The organism is Yersinia mollaretii ATCC 43969 (assembly GCF_013282725.1).
Lineage (GTDB): Bacteria > Pseudomonadota > Gammaproteobacteria > Enterobacterales > Enterobacteriaceae > Yersinia > Yersinia mollaretii.
In genome coordinates this window covers 4,437,703-4,459,406 of record NZ_CP054043.1, presented here as the reverse complement: position 1 = coordinate 4,459,406, position 21,704 = coordinate 4,437,703, and the positions used below count along the sequence as shown (strand labels likewise).

The window sequence follows — 21,704 nt, the reverse complement described above, 5'->3', positions numbered from 1 at the left end:
TATCAGTTGAATTGCGTTAATTTATGTTCGCTTATTGGGAGTTAACGCATTCAGAGATAACGAAACAACAGTTTTAAAAATTATGTGTCTATATGTAAAAATATAATTATTTATCTTTCCCTGATGTTTTTGCGATGTGTGAAATGAGTGTAAATAATAATTTTTTAAATCCTAATGCATGAGGAAATTATTGCATGTCAGGATGGTTGCCTCAACTTTCTTTAAAGTATTCATAGTGTAAAGTAAGTTGTCTTATTGTGCTTTTTCATATTAATCATAATCTTATTATTAATTACATGTGTAACTTTAGGATTTTGGTGTGGGCATAATTCCTAATCGAGCTGAATTCGTTTTGTATTTTAATTTTTAGCCAATCTTACCTTTTAGGACATATCTTGAATCTGCTGTTGAATTTCATTGCGTTAGTGCTTTTAGAACTGTAAATATATTTCCATGCAGTGCGTTATTAATGTGAGCTAAATTCTTAAAATGCACAAAATCGTATAAATACACTTTCGTTTTTTATTTCATCCCATTACTCTTAGCCCCAGAAAGTTTGCTGCGTAATGATAATTACCTTGCGACACTCCATGAAAATCATATAAACACATACGCTGATATACACATGTAGAGATAAATACAGACGATGTGAATACAGCTAAAAGAGCAGGATGAACAACGTGGCTATTACAAGGAAAAACCTTTTCGGCAAACTGGATGCCACTCTTTTCAAAGGTATTGAAAGTGCGACGACGATTTGTAAATTGCGCGGCAATCCCTATGTTGAGTTAGTTCATTGGATCAATCAACTTTGGCATCAAGAAGATAACGACCTTAAACATATTATTCGATACTTTGCTGTGGATGTGGAGGCCTTTGAGCGCGGTTTGGCTAAGGCACTTGCCAATTTGCCCGTCGGGGCGAGCAGCATCTCAGATTTTTCGTATCATATTGAATTAGCGATCGAACGGGCATGGATTCACGCCAGTCTGGAGTGTTTAGATACCCGTATTCGTAGCGGGCATTTATTGCTGGCGATGCTGACGAACATGGAGCTGCGCCGCGCGCTGTTTAGTATTGCACCGGAAATGGAAAAAATTTCTCTGGAGCACCTGAACAGTGATTTTAACTTCATTACGCAGGAATCGCCTGAAACCTATGAAGCTGCCACAGATGGTAGCCCGATGTATGACGGCGCACTACCCGGTGAGGCCAGCAATGCGATTGGCAGCAAAAACACCGCGACATTAGCGCAGTACACGACAGATCTCACGGCATTGGCCCGGGAAGGCAAGATAGATCCCGTTCTGGGGCGCAATCATGAAATCAGCACTATGGTGGATATCTTGCTGCGTCGTCGGCAAAACAATCCATTGCTGACGGGTGAAGCGGGCGTAGGTAAAACGGCCGTTGTCGAAGGGCTGGCATTGGCTATTGCTGCTGGCGAAATGCCGCCAGCACTGAGTCAGGTCAGTTTGTTGATGTTGGATGTCATTGCCCTCTCGGCGGGTGCCAGCATGAAAGGCGAATTTGAAGCGCGTCTAAAAAATGTTTTGGATGAAGCGATGGCTTCACCCACTCCGGTCATCCTGTTTATCGATGAAGTACACACTCTGGTGGGGGCTGGAGGGAACGCGGGCACTGGCGATGCAGCAAATCTGCTGAAACCCGCCTTGGCTCGTGGGCAGTTGCGTACCATCGGTGCCACGACGTGGAGTGAGTTTAAGCGGCATATCGAAAAAGATCCGGCGTTGACGCGCCGTTTCCAAGTGCTTCAAGTCGCTGAACCTGATGAAGAAACCGCCATTTGCATGTTGCGTGGTCTGACACCGGCGTTAGAGAAGCACCACGGTGTTTGGATAATGGATGAAGCCTTACAGGCTGCGGTACGTTTGTCTCATCGCTACATTCCTGCGCGTCAGTTGCCAGATAAGGCGATCAGTCTGCTTGATACGGCCTGTGCACGTGTGGCAGTACAGCAATTTTCGCCACCAAAAGAGCTGCAACAGCTGACGTTCCAGAGTGAAACGGCACAAACCGAATTACTCTCCTTGGAAAAAGCACGCCATTTTGGTAAAGGGCAGGATGAACGTACTGAGCAGTTGCAAACCGCGATTTCTCAGCACTCAGAGGCTGTCACTCAGCTTGATCAACGTTGGCAGGCCGAGCGTGAGCTAGTGGCCGAGATCACAGCGACACGAGTGGCACTGTATGAACTGGTTTCACAGCCAACGCCTGATGAAGAGAAATGCCAAGAGCAGCAGCAACAATTGGCACGGCTAGAAGAGCAGCTTTCACAGGCTCGCAGTGCACAACCCTTGGTGCAGGCAGAAGTGAATGCCAACGTGATTGCCAATATCGTTGCGGACTGGACTGGGATTCAGGTCGGACAAATGCTGAAAGACGATATTCGTGCGGTGCTGGAGTTGCCGCAACGCCTTGAGGAGCGTGTGATTGGTCAGCCCCATGCATTAGTGCAGTTGAGTGAAAATATTATGACTGCGCGTGCGGGTATGGCGGATCCAAGAAAACCACTGGGTGTCTTTATGTTGGTCGGTCCTTCAGGTGTGGGGAAAACGGAGACTGCGCTGGCCATTGCTGAAAGTATGTATGGTGGTGAGCAGAACCTGATCACGATTAATATGAGTGAATATCAGGAGTCGCACACGGTCTCATCCCTAAAAGGTTCGCCTCCGGGCTATGTTGGTTACGGTGAAGGGGGGGTGTTAACGGAAGCCGTTCGCCGTAAACCTTATAGTGTGGTGCTGTTAGACGAAATTGAAAAAGCCCACCCTGATGTCCATGAGCTGTTCTTCCAAGTATTTGATAAAGGGCAGATGGAAGATGGCGAAGGGCGGAGTATCGATTTCAAAAACACGATTTTACTATTAACCAGTAATGTGGGCAGTGAACTATTAAGTAACTTACTCGCAGATCCTGATACCGCGCCGGATCAGGATGGAATATTAAGTGCTCTACAACCTGAATTGTTGAAAGTATTCCCAGCCGCATTTTTAGGTCGTGTCACGGTGATTCCTTATTTGCCGCTCCAACAAAGCGCATTGCAGCATATTGTTCGGTTGCACTTGGATCGTATCAGCGAACGTTTGCAGTCTCAACATCAGCTCACTTTACAATACAGTGACAAAGTAGTTGAGGATGTTGTCAGCCGATGTGCAGTGGCAGAAACCGGTGCCCGTATGCTGATTCGCTATATTGAACAGAATATTACACCAGAAATCGGTAAGTTTATTTTACGCGACCATAATGTCATGCCGAACCAGATTATTTTTGTCGATAAAAGTGAAAATAAATTTACTGTCTGGGCTGAATTAACGTAGTGAGTGACAACGAATATTCATTTTAATTAATGCTGATTATAAATTTTATCTCAAAAGGACTTGCTGTTTCTTATCAAAACTAAAGGCAAAAAGAATAGGGTATATCTGCTTAGGCAGGTGTTAACTATGTACGTGTTTTATGGAATCAATAATATTTTTGGAAAGTAAACTAAAAGGATGAAAGTTATGCGTAAAGTAAACCTAGCGGTATGTGCACTGGCACTGTCTGTAGCTTCAGGCGCTGCTCTTGCCGGGACTGATGGTACAGTGACCTTCAACGGCAAACTGATCAGCGAAACCTGTAAAGTTGAACCGGGTAGCAAAGACGTTATTGTCACACTGCCAACGCTCTCAACCCAGAATCTGGATAAGGCGGGTCAAGAAGCGGGTTCAACCAGTTTCCTTATTAATGTTATTGACTGCCCGAAAGAGATCCTTAAAGTTGCTGCGCATTTTGAGGCTATCAACAGCACTGGCGCTAACCCAGTGACTGGTAACCTGACAAACTCAGAGAAAACTGACCCTGCGGGTGAAGTTGAAGTGCGTTTGTACGATATCGCCGATGGTAAACAGATTCGTGTCGGTGATACGGGCGCTAAGTTTGATGTTGTCCCAGGTGCTGGCACCGATCCGGGTACTGCTACCCTGTCCTACGCGGGTGGTTACTATGCTACTGAAGCAACCACGCCAGGTGCTGTGACTGCAAAAGTTCAATACGTACTGGCTTATAACTAAATCTCCCTTTGGGTGATTAGTTGCGATCCGACTTCGGTCGGATCGCATTCCGGAAAATGATAACAGCTTGCTGCTCAGGCTGATAAAGGGACTGGCAGCATGTTGTTATAAAGATGGGCCATTGCTAATTCAAAGCATTATTATTTGGTAGCGTAATGTTTTATAAAAAATGTATTTTAGGGTTGATGCTCATTGCTGGCAGTATCCCTGCCTATGCATCTATGACGATCAGTGGCACACGGGTAATATTTCCCGCAGCTAAAAAAGAGGTCAGTGTACGGACGAATAATAGAGGCACTGATCCCGCTTTAGTCCAAATTTGGGTCGATGATGGAAAGAGCGATGCCAATATTAATAGCTTGACGATTCCCTTTGTGGTGACGCCTCCTGTATTTCGTGTTGAGGCAGGTAAAGGGCAAAGTGTGCGTATGATTTATAACGGCATGGCGCTCCCGCAGGATAAAGAGTCCGTATTCTGGTTTAACATGCTAGAAATACCGACAGTAGAAAAGAGCGGCAGTGATAAGAATAAACTTGAACTGGCTTTTCGTACCCGAATTAAAATCTTCTATCGCCCAATTGCTTTAAAGAGCAGTGGGACTGAACAAAGCGAGAAGCTGCAATGGGCGCTGGCGAGTGATAGCCAAAAAGGTCAGGGCGTGAAAGTCACTAACCCGACACCTTATTATTTCTCCTTTGATAGTGGTATTGCGACTGCCGGTAGTAAAAAAGTTGAGCTAAAAACGGAAATGTTGGCTCCTTTTTCAACTCTGACTTTTTATCCTGAAAACAAAATATCGGGTATTTCAGCGGTGGTTTATAAAATACTAAACGATTACGGTGCTCCAATCGAAGAGAGCATATCGTTTACACAAGGGAAAGGGACTCTAGTTAAGAAGTAAATATTGGCAAGGATATAGTTTCGGACAGGAAATTCGACACGCTTGTCATCAAAAGGACGGTATAAAAGGGAGCTTTTAATCGTGAACTATCCATATATAACATGCTACATAGATAATAAAATCGAACGATTGGTTAATTTACTCTGTCAGGCTTCATTTGGTTTCACGATTACAATTATCGGTTCGGCGCTGATCATCAATAAAAATGCAACAGCAGCTCCGGTTGTGAATAAGAGAGATAATACTGAAGTGACATCAGTTGAATTTAACCCTGATTTTATTCATGGTTCAGCCATTGATGTTTCGCGATTTACGAATGAGAACCCTGTTTCTCCGGGTAGCTATGATGTTTTAGTTATCGTTAATGGCAAAACGATGGGTAGGCAGACGATTCGCTTTAAATCAGTTACCGGCGAATCAACTGCAGAACCTTGTTTCAGGCTGGATCAGCTTGATGCATTGGGCATCAGAATTGAGCTTAACGGTTCGACTCATATACCTGAGAACGTCAAGGTAGCGGCAAAGGATCAGTGCTACCTGCTAAAGGATTTAATTAAAGACAGCAGTACTCACTATAACTCTGGTGATTTTGAACTTTCAATGACGGTGCCACAGTTTAATTTAGTGAAGCATCCCCGTGGGTATATTGACCCCAGTTTGTGGGACTCCGGCGGGCCAGTGGGTTTTTTAGATTATAACAGCAATATTTACAGTGTTTTTAATGGCCAAAATAATAATGATGCAGCCTCAAATTCGTATAACGGCAATATTGGTTTGATTACCGGAGTGAATATTGGCGAGTGGCGTTTAAGAAAACGACTCAATAGTAATTGGACTAACACGGGTGGAATGCATACCCAAAATTTATATGGTTATGCGGCAACAGATATTACGTCGTTGAAAAGTCAGTTAACGCTGGGTGAAAGTGATACTAACGGGAACTTATTCGATAGCTACGGGCTGCGCGGTGTGCAACTGGCGTCTGACAACCGTATGTTAGCGGAAGGGATCCGAAATTACTCCCCGATTATTCGCGGTATGGCGGAAACCAACGCCAGAGTCACCGTGACTCAGCGTGGGCAAACGGTGTATGAGACGGTGGTGACGCCGGGGGCTTTTGAACTGGCCGATATCGGTACGATGGCTTACGGCGGGGATCTGCAAATGACGATCACCGAGTCTGACGGTAGAACCCGTATTCAAAGGATACCGTTCTCGGCACCGCCGATGCTGCTTTACCAAGGTGTCTCACAGTTCAATGTGGCGGCGGGGCAACTGAATGACAGTACGATAAATGCGCATCCGAGTATCGTGCAAGGTGCGTATCACTATGGTTTGGGTAACTCTTATACGCTGTATGGCGGAACTCAGTTATCAGAGAATTACAGTTCGATTGGGATAGGCAACGCATTTAATACGCCAATCGGGGGTATCTCGATGGACGTTACCCATGCGAGAAGTGAATTGGCGGATGATCGTCGCTCATCCGGGAACAGTTACAAAATTGATTACAGCAAGTACGTTGGAGAAACCGATACCAACCTGACATTAGCGGCGTATCGATACTCATCCACGGGTTTTTATAGCTTTAGAGAAGCCAGTCTTGATCACTATGGCGCAAGAAATGGCGGTGAGATTATTGACTTACGGACGCGCAATCGTCTGTCGCTGAGTGTTTCTCAGCGTGTCACGGACACCATGTCGGTTAACCTGAATAGCAGTTTCTATAGCTACTGGGGAAATCAGGACACGTCAAAGCAATATGCACTGACGTTTAATCACTCATTGCGCTATTTCTCTTATGCCGTGACGGCGATGCGCAGCAGTAATAGCAGTGACAGTAACACCAGCAACAACAATAGAGATTATGAGAATAGTTACATGCTCGCCATCAGCATTCCACTGGGGGGCAGTGGGGCAAATCGGCCGCTGTTTAGCTCGCTCTACTCCATGGTTAGCCATGATGATGCAGGCAACTCGCTGGTTCAGATGAATGCGAATGGCAGCAGAGGGGATCAGAGTGAACTGACTTATGGTGTCGGGACCGCATATAGCAACCGTAGTGGGAATTCTGCGGATAAATCGGTGACAGGTAATCTGAATTACCAGACACCAGTGGGTCAATTCGGTATGACGGCGTCAGCCAACAATCGGGCGTCGAAACAGCTTTCAGTTTCGGCAAACGGCAGTCTGGTGGCACATCAGGGCGGGGTCACCGTCGGGCCACGGCTAGGAGATGCGCCTTTTGCCATCATCCAAGCTGAGGGGGCTGAAGGGGCTAAGTTGTTTAATGGTCGTGGTGCGAAAATTGATAGTCACGGATACGCCATTATGCCATCGCTGACACCGTACCGAGAAAACAGCGTTGCGATTGATTACGACAACTTACCTGATTCGGTTGATGTGCTAGAGAACCAGAAGACAGTAGTGCCGAGAAGCGGGGCGATGATCCCAGTCAAGATGAAGACCATTATCGGCGAACCACTGATGCTGATCGTCAGGGATGAAAATAGAGAGTTTATCCCAATTGGTACAGAGCTGCTGGATGCCGAGGGGGTGAGTCTTGGCATTGTCGGGCAGGGTGGGATGGCCTTTATTCGTGGCTGGGCTTCAGGTTCACAACCACTGCATGTCACTCTGGATGGTGGTAAAGGGCAGTGCCGTATTCCACCGCCAGCGGAAGATAAGAGTGCGGCGAAGACAAAAAGTACGCAAATAAAACAGTTGGAGGTGATATGTCTTCGTGGCTGAAAAGGAGTGTTCTCCTGAAGTTTATCTTGCTTTTGCTGTTAATGGTGGCCGCTTTTATCTTCCGCCAGTCTGCTCAGGCAGCCAGTGCATGTGCGGGTGCGGCTGATTGTAAAGTTCAGGTTTCATTTACGGGTGAGTATTTGGAAGATACCTGCGAAGTTAGTATTAATGATGGTTCATCGTCAGAGTCTGTTTTATTACCGACCTTGTCGACACAACAATTAAAAACTGACGGAGAAGAAGCAGGTAAACAGCAATTCCAAATTGCGTTGAAGTCATGTCCGGTCAATAGAACAGTGTCATTAGGTTTTATTGGTGCGGGGGGAACGCAACCGGATGGGACAACCGGAAACTTACAAAATGAAGTGGCTGATGATTTCAGCAAAAATGCGCAAATAAGATTAAGTAAAGTTGCAGGGCAACAAATGTTCGTTGGCGATGAAAATAGTGTTCAGGAATATGTTATTTCCAGCTCGGGTGAGGATGTCACTCACTATTTTCTAGCGGGTTATTATGCGAAAGGTACTAATGCGGTAACCCCTGGACAGGTCAGAACGACTGCCGGTATTGAATTGAATTATAAGTAGGGGGGCGGTTCAGTACTGTTTTTACATTAATCGCTCCAACAGCGGTTCAGGAAACTTATTTCCTGGTGATTTTACAATACGTTTTTAATAAAAGGCACATATGGTTAGTAAAAGTAATTCCCAAAAATTTATCGCTCGAAACCGAGCACCACGCGTACAGATTGAATACGATGTGGAAATATACGGTAGTGAGAAGAAAGTTGAACTGCCATTTGTTATGGGTGTATTGGCTGATCTATCAGGTAAGCCGTTAGAGCCATTACCGTCAGTTGCCGATAGAAAACTGCTGGATATCGACATCGATAATTTCGATGAGCGTATGCGTGCAATGAAACCCCGTGTGGCATTTGCTGTGAAGAATACGCTGACAGGTGACGGTCAGTTGATGGTGGATATGACTTTTGAGAGCCTGAATGATTTCTCTCCAGATGAAATCGCGAAGAAAGTCGATTCCCTGTCGCAATTGTTAGATGCGCGTACTCAGTTAGCTAATTTGCAAACCTATATGGATGGCAAAGCAGGTGCAGAGGAATTAGTAATGAAACTTCTGAAAGATAAATCATTACTGACAACACTGGCATCCGCACCGAAAACAAAGCAATCCGCTGCTGATGCTCCACAGTAAGATTGATTAGGAAGAGAGAAACCATGTCCACTTTAGAAGCAAAAAATAAACCTGCGGCGGCTACCGCGACTGAATATAGCGATTTTAACTCGTTATTGACCAAAGAGTTCAAGGCGAAGTCTGAGCAGACGAAAGCGGCAGTAGAAGGTGCCGTTAAAACGCTGGCAGAGCAGGCGCTGGCGAATACGGTTACTGTATCAGACGATGCTTATAAGAGCATTGCCTCTATTATTGCTGAAATCGATAGCAAGCTGTCTGAGCAGATCAACTTAATTCTGCATCATCAAGAGTTTCAATCTCTGGAAAGTGCCTGGCGTGGTCTGCACTATTTAGTGAATAACACTGAGACTGATGAGAAATTGAGATTGCGTTTCTTGGATATCTCTAAAAATGAATTACGCCGTAATATGAAGCGTTACAAAGGCGTCGCTTGGGATCAAAGCCCATTATTCAAAAAAGTGTATGAAGAGGAGTATGGTCAACTGGGCGGCGAACCTTATGGTTGTCTGGTGGCGGACTACTACTTCGACCATACTGCGCCTGATGTTGATCTACTGGCTTCAATCGGTAAGGTAGCGGCTTCTGCTCACGTGCCATTTATTACCGGTGCGGCACCTTCGGTGTTGCAGATGGAGTCTTGGCAGGAGCTGTCAAATCCACGTGATTTGACCAAAATCTTCACGCAGAACCTTGAATATGCAGCATGGAACTCACTACGTCAGTCTGAAGACTCTCGTTATATTGGTCTAGCGATGCCGCGCTTCTTGGCACGTCTGCCATACGGCATTCGGACGAATCCAGTTGATGCTTTCCACTTTGAAGAAGTGACCGATGGTGCCGATCACAGCAAATATGTGTGGTCAAATGCGGCCTATGCTATGGCCGTTAACATCAACCGTTCATTCAAAGAGTACGGCTGGTGTACGCTGATTCGTGGTGTAGAGAGTGGTGGTGTGGTTGAAGGTCTGCCATGTCATACCTTCCCGACCGATGATGGCGGCATTGACATGAAGTGCCCAACAGAAATTGCGATTTCTGACCGTCGCGAAGCTGAACTGGCTAAAAATGGGTTTATCCCGTTGGTTCACCGGAAAAACACGGACTACGCGGCATTCATTGGTGCACAGTCGCTGCAAAAACCGGCTGAATATTATGATTCCGATGCAACCGCTAACGCCAACTTGTCCGCGCGTCTGCCGTATCTGTTCGCCTGTTCACGTTTTGCCCATTATCTGAAATGTATCGTGCGTGACAAAATCGGTTCATTCAAAGAGCGTGATGAGATGCAACGCTGGTTGAACGACTGGGTCATGAACTATGTTGATGGCGATCCGGCTAACTCCTCTATCGAAACTAAAGCGCGTCGTCCTTTGGCGGCTGCTGAAGTGATCGTTGAAGAAGTGGAAGGTAACCCAGGTTATTACCAAGCGAAGTTCTTCCTGCGTCCTCACTTCCAATTGGAAGGTTTGACGGTATCACTGCGTATGGTGGCTAAATTACCTTCACTGAAAGATGTTGCGTAATTCAGTGCATTAAACACAACAAGGGGCTGAGAGATAATATTTTTAGGCGTCATGTTGTGGAAAACGGAATTTAAAGGAACTTAATTCTGTTCGTGACAGAAATAAAGTATGTGTTTTCGTGCAATACATCGCGCGAGGCCTTTCGTCATTCAATTTTCTGTATTGAATGATATTAATAAAAGTGCTAGAGAGGAATATTATGGCGCAAGATATGTTTATTAAAATTGATGGTATCGAAGGCGAGTCTTTGGATGCTAATCATAAAAATGAAATTCAGGTATTGGCTTGGAAATGGGATGTTTCTCAGCACTCGAATATGCACAGTGGTTCAGGCGGCGGTTCAGGTAAAGCCTCTGTTTCCGATTTCTGCTTCGCGCATTATATCGATAAAGCAAGCCCGAACTTATTGAGCTACTGTTTGCTCGGTAAGCACATAAAGAATATCCAATTCGTGCTGCGTAAAGCCGGTGGCGATCCGCTTGAATATCTGACAATCAAATTTACCGATGTCATCATCACTCGTGTTGATATGGCCGGTTCTCTTGAAGATGAAACTCGTCCACGTGAAGAAGTTCGTTTCTCATTCACTAAGATGACTCAGGACTACGTAATGCAGAATGCTGAAGGCCATAAATCTGGCGTTATTTCTGCTAATTACGATGTTAAAGCTAACCTGCAAAGCTAAATTAGGCTGCTGTAGATTAGACATTAAACTTGCCACTCAATAGGGTGGCAAGTTTTCTGATTAATCGAATTTTATCTACAAGATAGGCTTTATCCACAATAAATGTAATCAGACTATAAGTTGCAGATGTAATAAGAAAAAGAGTGTGTCTGTCAGGGACTATTTTATTGTGGATAAAACTTAAGGCTTTTATTTAATTAGGCTGAGTATGAAAAAAAACATCCGTTGGTTTAATTGGATTACACAGTACTTTTTTGTGGCATTAATCACTCTATTAGTTATGGCATGTAGCTCGATACCGCCATCAGCAGAGGATGAAAAACTGATCGTCGAGCTGATTACGGCGAACAACATCAATCCTAATGATAAAGCTGAGGCCAATCCGTTAAGGCTCTCAGTTTATACCCTCAAGAGTGCGGATGAATTTAAGTCGAGTGGTTTCTTCACTATTACGGAAGAGGAGATGCCCTCACTCAAGGAGCAGATGGATAAAGTGTATGACGGAATCATGCTACCTAATGAGACAAAAAAATTAGAACTGACGCTAAAGAGTGACGTCACTGCCATCGGCGTTGTTGCTGCTTACCGAGAAATTGAACAGGCGGAGTGGAAAGTGGTTATTAACCCGTTACCCAAGAAACGCGTGAAATCCTGGTATAGAAAATTATGGTCAGGGACACAGCAAGCCGATCCCGTCGTTAAGGTGCGCGTTGAGCGTCTGTCAATGTCAATCAAAGAAAATGGATTAAGCCGTGAGAACTAACAAAGTCGTTTGGAGTGAGGGTCTTTTTCTTCGCCCGCAACTTTTTCAGCAGCAAGAGCGTTACTTTGAATATTATGCCCACAAAAGAGCGGCAACGATCACCCCGTTCTTTTGGGGATTCGCACAATATGAAATTGATCGCGAAGCACTCTCCTATGGCAAGTTGGTGCTGCGATCCGGCAAAGGGGTGTTACCTGACGGAACGCCTTTTGATATCCCCGGTCATGCAGAACTGCCTGAGCCACTCACCATCACCTCGGACCATCTGGGTAAGCTTATCTATCTGGCGGTGCCACTGCGCCTTGATAACAGTGATGAAACTATTTTTGATGAATATGACACCAGTTCTCTGGCGCGCTTTTACGCCTATGAAACTGACCTTAGCGATACCAATGCTATTCGTCAGGGGCCGAAACCAGTGCAACTTTCGCGACTGCGCCTCAAATTAGTTTCTGAAAGTGAAATGACTGAGTCATGGATCGGGTTGCCACTGGCTAAAGTCCGAGCTATCCAGCCTGACGGTAGCGTGTTACTGCATCTGGAGGATTACATTCCTCCGGTCACCGGTTATGCCGCCAGTTCACTGCTGTCAGAGTGGCTGACCCATCTTAATGGGCTGGTCAAAATGCGTGCGGATATGCTGGCTAAACGCCTATCCAACAGTGATGGTAAAGCCAGTGCCAGCTCAGAAATTGTCGATTATCTACTGCTGCAAATTTTTAATAAATACGAGCCGATTCTTGATCATCTGCGAAACATTCCTGAGTTGCCGCCGATCATGCTTTATCAGGAGTTAGCCAAATTTGCCGGTGAGTTATCCACATTTATTCGTACCAAAACACGTCGCCCGCGTCCTGCCCCGGGATATGACCACGGCAGACTCTACCCAACAATTCGGCCGTTGGTAGACGATGTACATGAGTTGCTCAATCAGATTCTGGTACGTGCTGGGCAGATGATACCACTGGACCCGAAAGGCAATGGTGTGTGGTCAGCGGCCGTGCTGCCGAATGAATTACGCTCATTCTCTAATCTGGTCTTGGCGGTTCATGCGCAATTGCCGATGGATGTCTTGCAGCATCAATTCTCCGTGCAGACCAAAATCAGTGCGCCTCAACAACTGCATGAACTCGTGCGCTCACACTTACCGGGCCTAGAGTTACAGCGGTTGCCAGTGCCACCAAGGCAAATCCCGTACAGCGCGGGATATGTCTATTTCGAATTGATGAAAAGTGGGCCGTTCTGGGACAAGGTTTCCAATGCGGGGGCCATTGCATTGCACGTGGCCGGTGATTTCCCCGCATTGAAAATGGAGCTGTGGGGGATTAGAGATTCATGAGTGATAGCAGTGAATTGAACGGGGGAGTCACGATGCCCCCCTTTGACCCAAGCAGAGATGCGGATACCAATCCGCAGGCGCTAGGCCACTTCTTGCTTGATGAGCAGAGTACCTATTCGGATAAAACACCGCATAGCACCGTCTTTGGCAGTGAAGCTCCCCGCTCGTCAGGTTTTCAACCCTATGACACCGCTCAGCTTCGAGGCGAAAGTGTGCAGCAGCGCGTGGCGAAAGCGGTCGCTTCACCGACGCCACTGTTAGAGGCGTCACAGCCGCTATTACGCGCCTTAAGCGAAATGCCGGAAAAGATAGCGGATGCTTCGCAGGTTCAGATACTCAAAGAGAGCCTGAAAAATGAAATCACCCTGTTTAGCGTGGTGTGCGATGAAGCGGATATCTCATGGAAGAAAATGGCTATCGTCCGCTACTGCTTGTGTACCGCGTTAGATGAAGCAGCTCACACCCTACCGTGGGGCGTGATGTCTGGCTGGTCGCAAAGTAACCTACTGAACCATTTCGAAGGTGACAACGACGGCGGGAATAAATTTTTCCTGTTAGTGGGCCGCCTCTCAATGAGTCCGCATGAGTATGCGGATTGTTTAGAAGTGTTACTGAGGATTTTAGGGTTAGGTTTCGAAGGCCGTTACAGCATTATCGAAGATGGCGACCGGCAACTGACCAAAATTCGGCAAGGGTTGTTAACCCTGCTGCAAAGCACCAGAGACACGGTGCCTACGGCACTCTCTCCGCATGGATTGGTCACTCATCAATTGAGAAGACGGCGTGGGATTTTTGTTCCGGTTCGCGTGTCGATGCTGCTAGGCGGTTTCTTAATTGCCTCCACCTTTATCGGTTGCAAATATTTTCTCTCCGTACCCGAAAGCGACTTGCTGAAAAGAATGGTGATATTGCAACACCCGGTAGCCACACCGCCAGTCGCCGTGCAGAAGTTGCGTCTGACTGTTTTGTTAAAAGATGAGATCGCGAAGAAACTCGTGAGTGTCGATGAGACAACCAGCCGCAGCAAAGTCATCTTCAGAGGCGACACCATGTTCCAAGTCGGTTCGGATAAGGTGCGACCAGAAATAGTGAATGTTATTGAGCGCGTCGCTCAGGAAGTTCATCGCGTGAAAGGGGCGGTTCTGATTGTTGGACACACCGACTCGATGCCGATTAATAAGCCCGGCTACCCGAATAATCAGGTGCTTTCTGAGAAACGTGCCGCCAACGTTGCACGCTTTATGGAAAAAGCAGGCATTCCGACCGGCAAAATTCGGTTCGAGGGTAAAGGTGACACACAACCCGTGAGTCGCAATGACGATGCAGCAGGACGTTCGCAAAATCGCCGTGTAGAAATCTTTGTTAATTATTGAGATATAGAATGTCTTATTTGAATCGATTGCTTTATGGCTGGGTCATGAAACGCGTATTGCTGGTGGGCTGCTTTACCTTGCTGGCTGTCGCAATATGGTTTTTGGGGCCTTTCCTCGGATATGGCGAGGCGCGACCTCTCGAAGGTTATGAACCCAGAGTTATTTTCTTACTGCTAACTCTCGCCCTGTTATTGGGTTTTTGGTTCAACGTGCCTCGGTTTGTCATCTTGGCGGTGGCCGCCTGTGCCGCTATATGGGTTATCACTCCCTTTATCTTAATCGGGGAGAGCCACCCACTAGAAGATCCGCTGCGCCGTGGCGCAATTATCGCCGTGATCGTCTTTATCACTCTGCTTTATGGGGTGTGGCGTTTTATGCGGGCTTTAGCGCTAAATCCTGCGTTGCTGGATAACTTTATTAACCCGAAGAAAGGCAAGCCTGAACTCGGGCCTGACTTTTCCGAAATCAATGCGATGATTCGCAATGGCATCAATTATGTGCGCCGCATTCACAGTGGTATTCCACTCTGGAAACGTTTTTTTGTCTCTGGCCGTTGGCGTACCGAACTGCCTTGGTTCATGGTGGTGGGCACCAAAAGTGCCGGAAAAACGGCTCTACTGCTCTCATCAGGACAAGACTTTCCTTTACCTGAACAGTTGAATCGGATTGGCAAAGATAATTTGCCGACTCAGCATTGTGAATGTTTATTCGCCAACGATGCTCTGTTTTTAGATACCGCCGGTAAATACATTGATGATGGTAAAGAGAATCAGCTTGAATGGAATGGCATTTTAAAGGCGCTTAAAAAGTATCGCCCTGTTGACGCGGTGAATGGGGTCATTGTTGCGATTTCGGTCACTGATATTCTGGGTAAAAGTAAAGTTGAGTTGCTGAACCTGTCAGCCACACTGCGCGCACGTTTAGATGATGTGCGTGGTGAGCTGGGTATCCGTTTTCCAGTGTATGTGGTAATCACCAAACTGGACCAATTATCTGGTTTTGATGAGTATTTCCGCAATTTAACCGCCGAAGATCGCGATCAAATCTGGGGTGTGACTTTACCTTATAACGAGGAGAAGGGGCAGGCGGATATCGGGCTTGAGGAGCTGATTAGTCGTGAACTGGCGCTACTTGAGAGTCGTATCAGTAGCAATATGCCTGTCCGTCAGCAGGAAGAGTATTCAGTGGCGGATCGCAAAGGCATGTATGCGCTGCCGCAGGATTTCAGAATGTTGTCCCAGCGGGTCACTGAAATCTTACAGAATGTTTTCTTCGCCTCACGTTTTGATGAAACAAAATTCCATACCACATTGCGAGGGATCTATTTTGTCAGCAGTTGCCAACCAGCAAATATTGGCCTGTTAAATAACAACACGCTAATTCAAAAGTGGCGCAATGTTATCGACCATCAGAAACCGACCTCTCCGGCCTCTCTTTCTCAGCGAAGTGATGATGAAGGCCAGCTGATCAGTGAAGCGGCGTATGGGAAACAGTATTTTCTTAAGCAACTGTTCCGTGACGTGATCACCAAAGATGGCGATTTGGTGAGCTATAACCTCAAGGTGCAATCCAAACACCGTCTCCAAAATCTGGTAGGACACATTACCTGTATGGGGTTGGCGGTCTGGCTCGTCTGGGCGTTTTTAATCAGTTTCCAGCATAACGAGGGCTATTTGCAGGCGGTCGGCACCAAGCTTCAGCAGTTAGAAGGGCAGGTTAGCCGCTATGTTAAAACCACCAATGAGCAGCTGTTACCTGCATTACTGAACGCCACTGAACAGTTACCCGACTATGGCACGCTGGATACCAATAACCCCGATCTTGAGTGGCGTTATGGTCTATACACTGGCGGGACCGTCTCTCATGGGGCGAACAGCCTGTATCAGTTCTTCCTGCAAAAATATCTGTTCCCGATGATCGAGCGTGAGGCGGAAGTGGCATTAAATAATGCGATGAATGCTGCGGATTACGATGCGGTCTATAGCGCGTTGAAGCTCTATTTGATGCTCACCGGGGATGATCATTTCGATCGGAATTATGTGATTGACCATGTGACGCAAGCTTGGCAAAAAAGCGGGAAAATCGAACCCTATGAAGAAAAAGGTATTTTTTCCTCTCATTTGAACATGCTGTTTACTCAGAAAGAGTGGCGACAGTACGGGCAACCGGCAGATAACGAACTGATCAAACAGGCCCGGGCAATGCTGGCGGAGAAAACGGTCACCGCCAGACTCTGGAGCCGCGTTCAATCTCGTTTGCAGCCGGAAGCCCCGGCTAATCTCACATTACGCAGAATGGTGGGTGAAAACGCAACACAGGTTTTTACCCTATCAGACGACGAGCTACTGCATGAAGGGGTTCCGGGGTTGTATACCCACGCCGGTTACCATCAGGTGGTTAGAAAAAAGCTTACGCCACTGCTGATGCAACTTCAGCAAGAGGACCGCTGGGTGATGGCCCAGCCGCTCTCTTCCTCATTTGATCCACTGGCGCTTCAGCAGGATGTTCTAACCGTCTATTTGAAAGAGTATACAAATTACTGGCAACGCTTCCTCTCCAGTGTGCGCCTGATTCCTGTCGAAGCTGACAGTGGAGAGTATGCAGAAGGGCTGTCTCTGGATATTGCGCTGTTGAGAACGTTGGTGTCAGAAAACTCACCTTTACTCAATTTAGCCAAACAAGCAGTGAAAGAGACGACCCTGATAGAGAAGGAAAAAGAGAAACCCTTGCTTGACGATATCACGATAAGAAATCAGGGCAATATCATTAGCCAAGCTAAAAAAGTGCAGGAAAAGATCGCATTTCGTGAGAACAAGTTGGTGCAGGAGTTTGTTGATAGGCGCTTTGACACCTTGCGAACCTTTGTCATTGGTGAGGCGAATGATGAGGGGAGCAACAGCAACCTTTCCGTGATTCAGGGCACCCAGATGAGTCGGGTTATCGGCGCGTTAAATGACCAATATACCCGTCTGGTGGTGTTTAACAGCGCCTTTGAATATGGCGATATTCCGCCGATCTCAAATGGTGGGGAGCGCATCGCGATAGAGTCACAAACGTGGCCAGATCCGTTCAGCAATATTATTAGGCCGCTATTAACCGGCTCATCAAAGAAATTTGAAAATAAAGTGATTACTCACACCTCGAAAGCCATTGATATGGGCGTCGGTGAGATTTGTCGCAACACGCTACAAGGGCGCTATCCCTTTGCTGACAGCGAAAAAGTGGTCAGTTTGAATGATTTTGAGCGCTTCTTCGGTGCGGGTGGCACAGTCGATAGTTACTTTAAGCAGAATCTGGAAAGCAAAGTCGATACCACGGCGACCCCTTGGCGCTATAAGGGCAGCGCAAGTAGCGAAGGTCTGGCGTTCTTTGAACAAGCTGCGGTTATCAGAAATGCACTGTTTAATGCCAATGAAGGCCGAAAAGTGGCCTTGGACTTCTCGGTATCCGTGCGTTATTTAGCCCCTTCAATAACGCAATTAGTCATGAATTTTGATGGGAATATTGCGCGCTATTCTCATGGCCCAGTGACGCCCTCTTTCTTTAAATGGCCGGGTGTCCGCCAAGGGACTTTGGTGAGTTTAACCGCTCAGCACCAGCAAGCATTGGCGATGCCAGACATTCTTCTGCGTGGCCCTTGGGCATTGCTGAAGTGGGCTGATAAGGCTGATGAAGTCAGACAAGACGCTAGCGGTATACAACTTCTGACCTATGCCATCGGTGATGATCGCGTTGAGCTGGAAGTGTCCGGTTTAACTTATGGCAACGAGAGTATTGGCGATCTACTTAAAGGTTTCCAATGCCCGAGTGCCGCTAGCGATGACATGCTTAGAACATGGTGACTTCACAGTAATTTAACGCTGACCTAAGCATTAATTATGTGCCCAATAGGCAATTTCTGCATAACGAGCTTGGTGTCAGGGTGATGTTGGAATGGATGCCATAGCCTGACTGGCTGCGTCGTCCGGAGAGACAGTTGTTTATGGTTTTGGAGGCAGTGCAGGGATGGAAAATTAATGGAATAACCCCACTCGTTATTATGAACAGACAATTAAAAGTGTAATGAGCACTTTGCGATATTAACCAGATATTAGGTATTAGTATGTCAAGGACAATAAAGTTGAGCAGCCCGGCTATGCCCTATTTATTGGGTGAGCCTGCGCTGGTACTGTCAAAGTTGGAAGGAGAGGAAGCCTTTTCGACTTTGTATTCCTATACCATCACGGCAAAAACGCCGGCTAATCCATCCATTCCTTGGCAGACTGCCTCCAATGTCGATCTCAAAGCCTTAATTGGTAAAGAGATGACGATTGAAATGGAACTGGATGGTAATGGCCTTGATTATGTGAAAGGTGTCGGCAAAGGCACACGTGAAATTTCGGGGCTGGTGGAGAAAGCGAGATTTATTGGCCGAGACGCTAATCAGGCGATGTTCGAAATTGTTCTGAGACCGTGGTTCTATCTGACGAATTTAACCTCTGACTTTAAAATTTTTCAGAAAAAAAATGTCGTAGATATTATTGATGAAGTGCTCGCCGACTATAACTTCCCGTTTGAAAAACGGCTGGCGACGACTTATCCGTTACTCGACTTCCAAGTGCAATACGGTGAAACCGACTTTAACTTCCTTCAGCGTTTAATGGAGGAGTGGGGTATTTACTGGTTTTTCGAACATGATGATCATAAACAAAAATTAATACTGGTGGATCATGTCGGCGCTCACAAGCGCTATTTCAGTGAAGCCTACCATATTATCGAGTATCTCTCCGATGAGCCAAAGGCTGGGGAAGAGTACATCACCCAATTCCAGACTCAAGAAACCCTGACCACCGGGCGCTGGGTCTACAACGACTACGATTTTACTAAGTCCCGCGCTGACATTTTGACCATGGACAGCAAGCCACGTAAAACCAGTTTTAACGAGCTGGAGATCTATCACTGGCCTGGGGATTATGAGCAGCCGGACATTGGGGAACACCTCTCGCGGGTACGTATTGAGGAGCGCGGTGCACTGGGTTCTCGAGCCGAGGGTTCCGGTGAGGTTCGCGGCATCGTGTGTGGCGCTAACTTTGAACTGCAAGGCTTCCCGGTTAATAAAGCTAACCGCGAATACATGGTGATCTCCAGCCGTTTGTCCGTATCCGAAGTGGCACAGCTATCCCACGGGGATGAGTTTCGCTATGAGACTACCTTCCTGGTTCAGCCCACCACCAAAATCTATCGACACCCGCAGCTCACACCCAAGCCAAAAACTAGCGGGCCACAGAACGCCATCGTAGTGGGGCCGCCGGGTGAAGAGGTTTGGACCGATGAATATGGTCGGGTAAAAGTGCGTTTTGTCTGGGACCGCTATGGCAAAAATACCGAGTCAGATTCGTGCTGGCTGCGAGTTAGTCAGGCGTGGGCCGGGAACAGTTTTGGTGGGATTTATATTCCGCGTATTGGTCAGGAAGTGCTGGTTGACTGTATCAACGGCGATCCAGATCGCCCGCTGGTCAGCGGTAGTCTCTACAACAACGTCACTCGTCCACCTTGGGATTTACCGGCTAATGCCACCCAAAGTGGCTTGGTCAGCCGCACCATTGGTGGCGGGCTAACCAACTATAACGGCGTGCGTTTTGAGGATAAACCCGGCCAAGAGCAGTACTGGGAGCAGGCTGAGCGCAATATGGCGCGTCTGACGAAAAATGATGAGACGCAAATTGTCGGGGCCAATGCCGACCTCACTATCGGTGCTAACCGCAGTATTATTGTGGGCGCGAACTCGTCATCAACAATTCTCGGTGCTGCCGTTAAAAACATCGCTTCAACCTCCTCATTGCAAGTGGGGGCTGCGCGTGACGTGGTGGTGGGAGCAACCCACTCATTAAGTGTGGCTTTGGCCAATTCAACCACAGTGGGTTTAGCCAATACGACCACGGTGGGTGCTGCAAATATGACCACCGTGGGTGGTGCTAATGGGACCAACGTGGGGGGTCTTAATGCGACCAACGTGGGTGGGGCCAACTTGACGAATGTCGGGGGCTACAATGCCCTTTCCGTCGGTGGCGCTCATCAGGTTGCTGCGGGGGGCGCCGCCTCACTGGTTGCGGGTGGTGCGATTGCGATTGGTGCGGGTGGGGAGTTGGTACTCAGTGCTAGCGTTATCAAGATCATAGGTTCAAGTAAAGTCGTTATTCAGGGAGGGCAGATTCTCCTCAACACTGAAGGTGGCTGTGGCGGCGGCGGCGGTGGTGGCGGCGGTGGTGGTGCGGGTGGTGGTTTAGCTGCGCTTTCAAGCCTTGCCGGACTATCGTTGATGTTTGGCATCATTGGGCTTCCATTGCCATTACCTCCTTTACCGACGTGGGAACCACCGACGCTACCGCCGACCCAACCGCCGACCGAGACGCCGACCCAACCGCCAACGGAGACGCCGACAGAGACGCCGACGGAGACACCAACGGAGACGCCGACGGAGACACCAACGGAGACGCCGACGGAGACACCAACGGAGACGCCGACGGAGACACCAACGGAGACGCCGACGGAGACGCCGACGGAGACACCAACGGAGACACCAACGGAGACTCCGACCGTAACGCCGACCGTAACGCCGACTCAGACACCGACCGAGACACCGACCGAGACGCCAACGGAGACACCGACCGAGACGCCAACGGAGACACCGACGGAGACGCCGACCGAGACGCCAACGGAGACGCCGACCGAGACGCCAACGGAGACACCGACCGAGACACCGACCGAGACGCCGACCGAGACACCGACCGAGACGCCAACCGAGACACCGACCGAGACGCCAACGGAGACACCGACCGAAACGCCAACGGAAACGCCAACGGAGACGCCGACCGAGACGCCAACGGAGACGCCGACCGAGACGCCAACGGAAACGCCGACCGAGACGCCGACCGAGACGCCGACCGAGACGCCGACCGAGACGCCGACCGAGACGCCGACCGAGACGCCGACCGAGACGCCGACCGAGACGCCGACCGAGACGCCGACCGAGACGCCGACCGAGACGCCAACCGAGACGCCAACGGAAACGCCAACCGAGACGCCGACCGAGACGCCAAC

At 47.9% G+C, this 21,704-nt stretch carries 12 protein-coding genes and 1 pseudogene; all 13 read left to right on the top strand.

Annotated elements, in window-relative coordinates; genetic code table 11:
• The first annotated feature begins 680 nt into the window (after positions 1-680).
• On the top strand, positions 681-3,341 hold the full coding sequence (gene tssH / locus HRD69_RS19795; protein WP_032814881.1) for a type VI secretion system ATPase TssH: 2,661 nt from the start codon (positions 681-683) through the stop codon (positions 3,339-3,341).
• A 177-nt stretch (positions 3,342-3,518) separates the two neighbouring features.
• A complete protein-coding gene (locus tag HRD69_RS19790; RefSeq protein ID WP_004875823.1) occupies positions 3,519-4,076 on the top strand; it encodes a fimbrial protein in 558 nt (185 codons plus the stop codon).
• 155 nt (positions 4,077-4,231) lie between these two features.
• Positions 4,232-4,978, top strand: coding sequence for a fimbrial biogenesis chaperone (locus HRD69_RS19785; protein ID WP_004875824.1), 747 nt, complete (start codon positions 4,232-4,234; stop codon positions 4,976-4,978).
• Positions 4,979-5,059: 81 nt separating this feature from the next.
• Positions 5,060-7,729 carry a fimbria/pilus outer membrane usher protein gene (locus HRD69_RS19780; protein ID WP_080545047.1) on the top strand — a complete coding sequence of 890 codons (2,670 nt, stop codon included), beginning with the start codon at positions 5,060-5,062 and terminating at the stop codon, positions 7,727-7,729.
• Positions 7,714-8,316 carry a fimbrial protein gene (locus HRD69_RS19775; RefSeq protein WP_032814869.1) on the top strand — a complete coding sequence of 201 codons (603 nt, stop codon included), beginning with the start codon at positions 7,714-7,716 and terminating at the stop codon, positions 8,314-8,316. The genes HRD69_RS19780 and HRD69_RS19775 overlap by 16 nt, the downstream gene beginning before the upstream one ends.
• A 100-nt stretch (positions 8,317-8,416) precedes the next feature.
• Positions 8,417-8,941 (top strand): type VI secretion system contractile sheath small subunit, encoded by a 525-nt coding sequence (tssB, locus tag HRD69_RS19770; protein ID WP_032814871.1) that lies wholly within the window; start codon positions 8,417-8,419, stop codon positions 8,939-8,941.
• A gap of 23 nt (positions 8,942-8,964) precedes the next feature.
• Complete coding sequence (gene tssC, locus HRD69_RS19765; RefSeq protein WP_004875828.1) at positions 8,965-10,464, top strand: type VI secretion system contractile sheath large subunit; 1,500 nt, start codon at positions 8,965-8,967, stop codon at positions 10,462-10,464.
• Between the two features lie 199 nt (positions 10,465-10,663).
• Positions 10,664-11,149 (top strand): Hcp family type VI secretion system effector, encoded by a 486-nt coding sequence (locus HRD69_RS19760; protein ID WP_032814872.1) that lies wholly within the window; start codon positions 10,664-10,666, stop codon positions 11,147-11,149.
• 208 nt (positions 11,150-11,357) lie between these two features.
• The gene (tssJ, locus tag HRD69_RS19755; protein WP_004875830.1) at positions 11,358-11,912 is read left to right on the top strand and encodes a type VI secretion system lipoprotein TssJ; all 555 of its coding nucleotides are present in this window, start codon (positions 11,358-11,360) and stop codon (positions 11,910-11,912) included.
• Positions 11,902-13,251 carry a type VI secretion system baseplate subunit TssK gene (gene tssK / locus HRD69_RS19750; protein WP_032814874.1) on the top strand — a complete coding sequence of 450 codons (1,350 nt, stop codon included), beginning with the start codon at positions 11,902-11,904 and terminating at the stop codon, positions 13,249-13,251. The genes tssJ and tssK overlap by 11 nt, the downstream gene beginning before the upstream one ends.
• Positions 13,248-14,624 (top strand): type VI secretion system protein TssL, long form, encoded by a 1,377-nt coding sequence (gene tssL / locus HRD69_RS19745; protein ID WP_032814876.1) that lies wholly within the window; start codon positions 13,248-13,250, stop codon positions 14,622-14,624. Before tssK ends, tssL begins: the two co-directional genes overlap by 4 nt.
• 8 nt (positions 14,625-14,632) lie before the next feature.
• Complete coding sequence (gene tssM, locus HRD69_RS19740; protein ID WP_032814877.1) at positions 14,633-18,466, top strand: type VI secretion system membrane subunit TssM; 3,834 nt, start codon at positions 14,633-14,635, stop codon at positions 18,464-18,466.
• A gap of 293 nt (positions 18,467-18,759) precedes the next feature.
• Positions 18,760-21,465, top strand: a pseudogene (locus tag HRD69_RS19735) (type VI secretion system Vgr family protein); the annotation flags it as partial.
• Between the last annotated feature and the right edge of the window lie 239 nt (positions 21,466-21,704).

Bases quoted from the DNA above. Each gene is read 5' to 3' on its own strand.
- HRD69_RS19790 (WP_004875823.1), top strand. From the start codon at position 3,519: ATGAAAGTTATGCGTAAAGTAAACCTAGCGGTATGTGCACTGGCACTG.
- HRD69_RS19785 (WP_004875824.1), top strand. From the start codon at position 4,232: ATGTTTTATAAAAAATGTATTTTAGGGTTGATGCTCATTGCTGGCAGT.
- HRD69_RS19775 (WP_032814869.1), top strand. From the start codon at position 7,714: ATGTCTTCGTGGCTGAAAAGGAGTGTTCTCCTGAAGTTTATCTTGCTT.
- tssB (WP_032814871.1), top strand. From the start codon at position 8,417: ATGGTTAGTAAAAGTAATTCCCAAAAATTTATCGCTCGAAACCGAGCA.
- tssC (WP_004875828.1), top strand. From the start codon at position 8,965: ATGTCCACTTTAGAAGCAAAAAATAAACCTGCGGCGGCTACCGCGACT.
- HRD69_RS19760 (WP_032814872.1), top strand. From the start codon at position 10,664: ATGGCGCAAGATATGTTTATTAAAATTGATGGTATCGAAGGCGAGTCT.
- tssJ (WP_004875830.1), top strand. From the start codon at position 11,358: ATGAAAAAAAACATCCGTTGGTTTAATTGGATTACACAGTACTTTTTT.
- tssL (WP_032814876.1), top strand. From the start codon at position 13,248: ATGAGTGATAGCAGTGAATTGAACGGGGGAGTCACGATGCCCCCCTTT.
- tssM (WP_032814877.1), top strand. From the start codon at position 14,633: ATGTCTTATTTGAATCGATTGCTTTATGGCTGGGTCATGAAACGCGTA.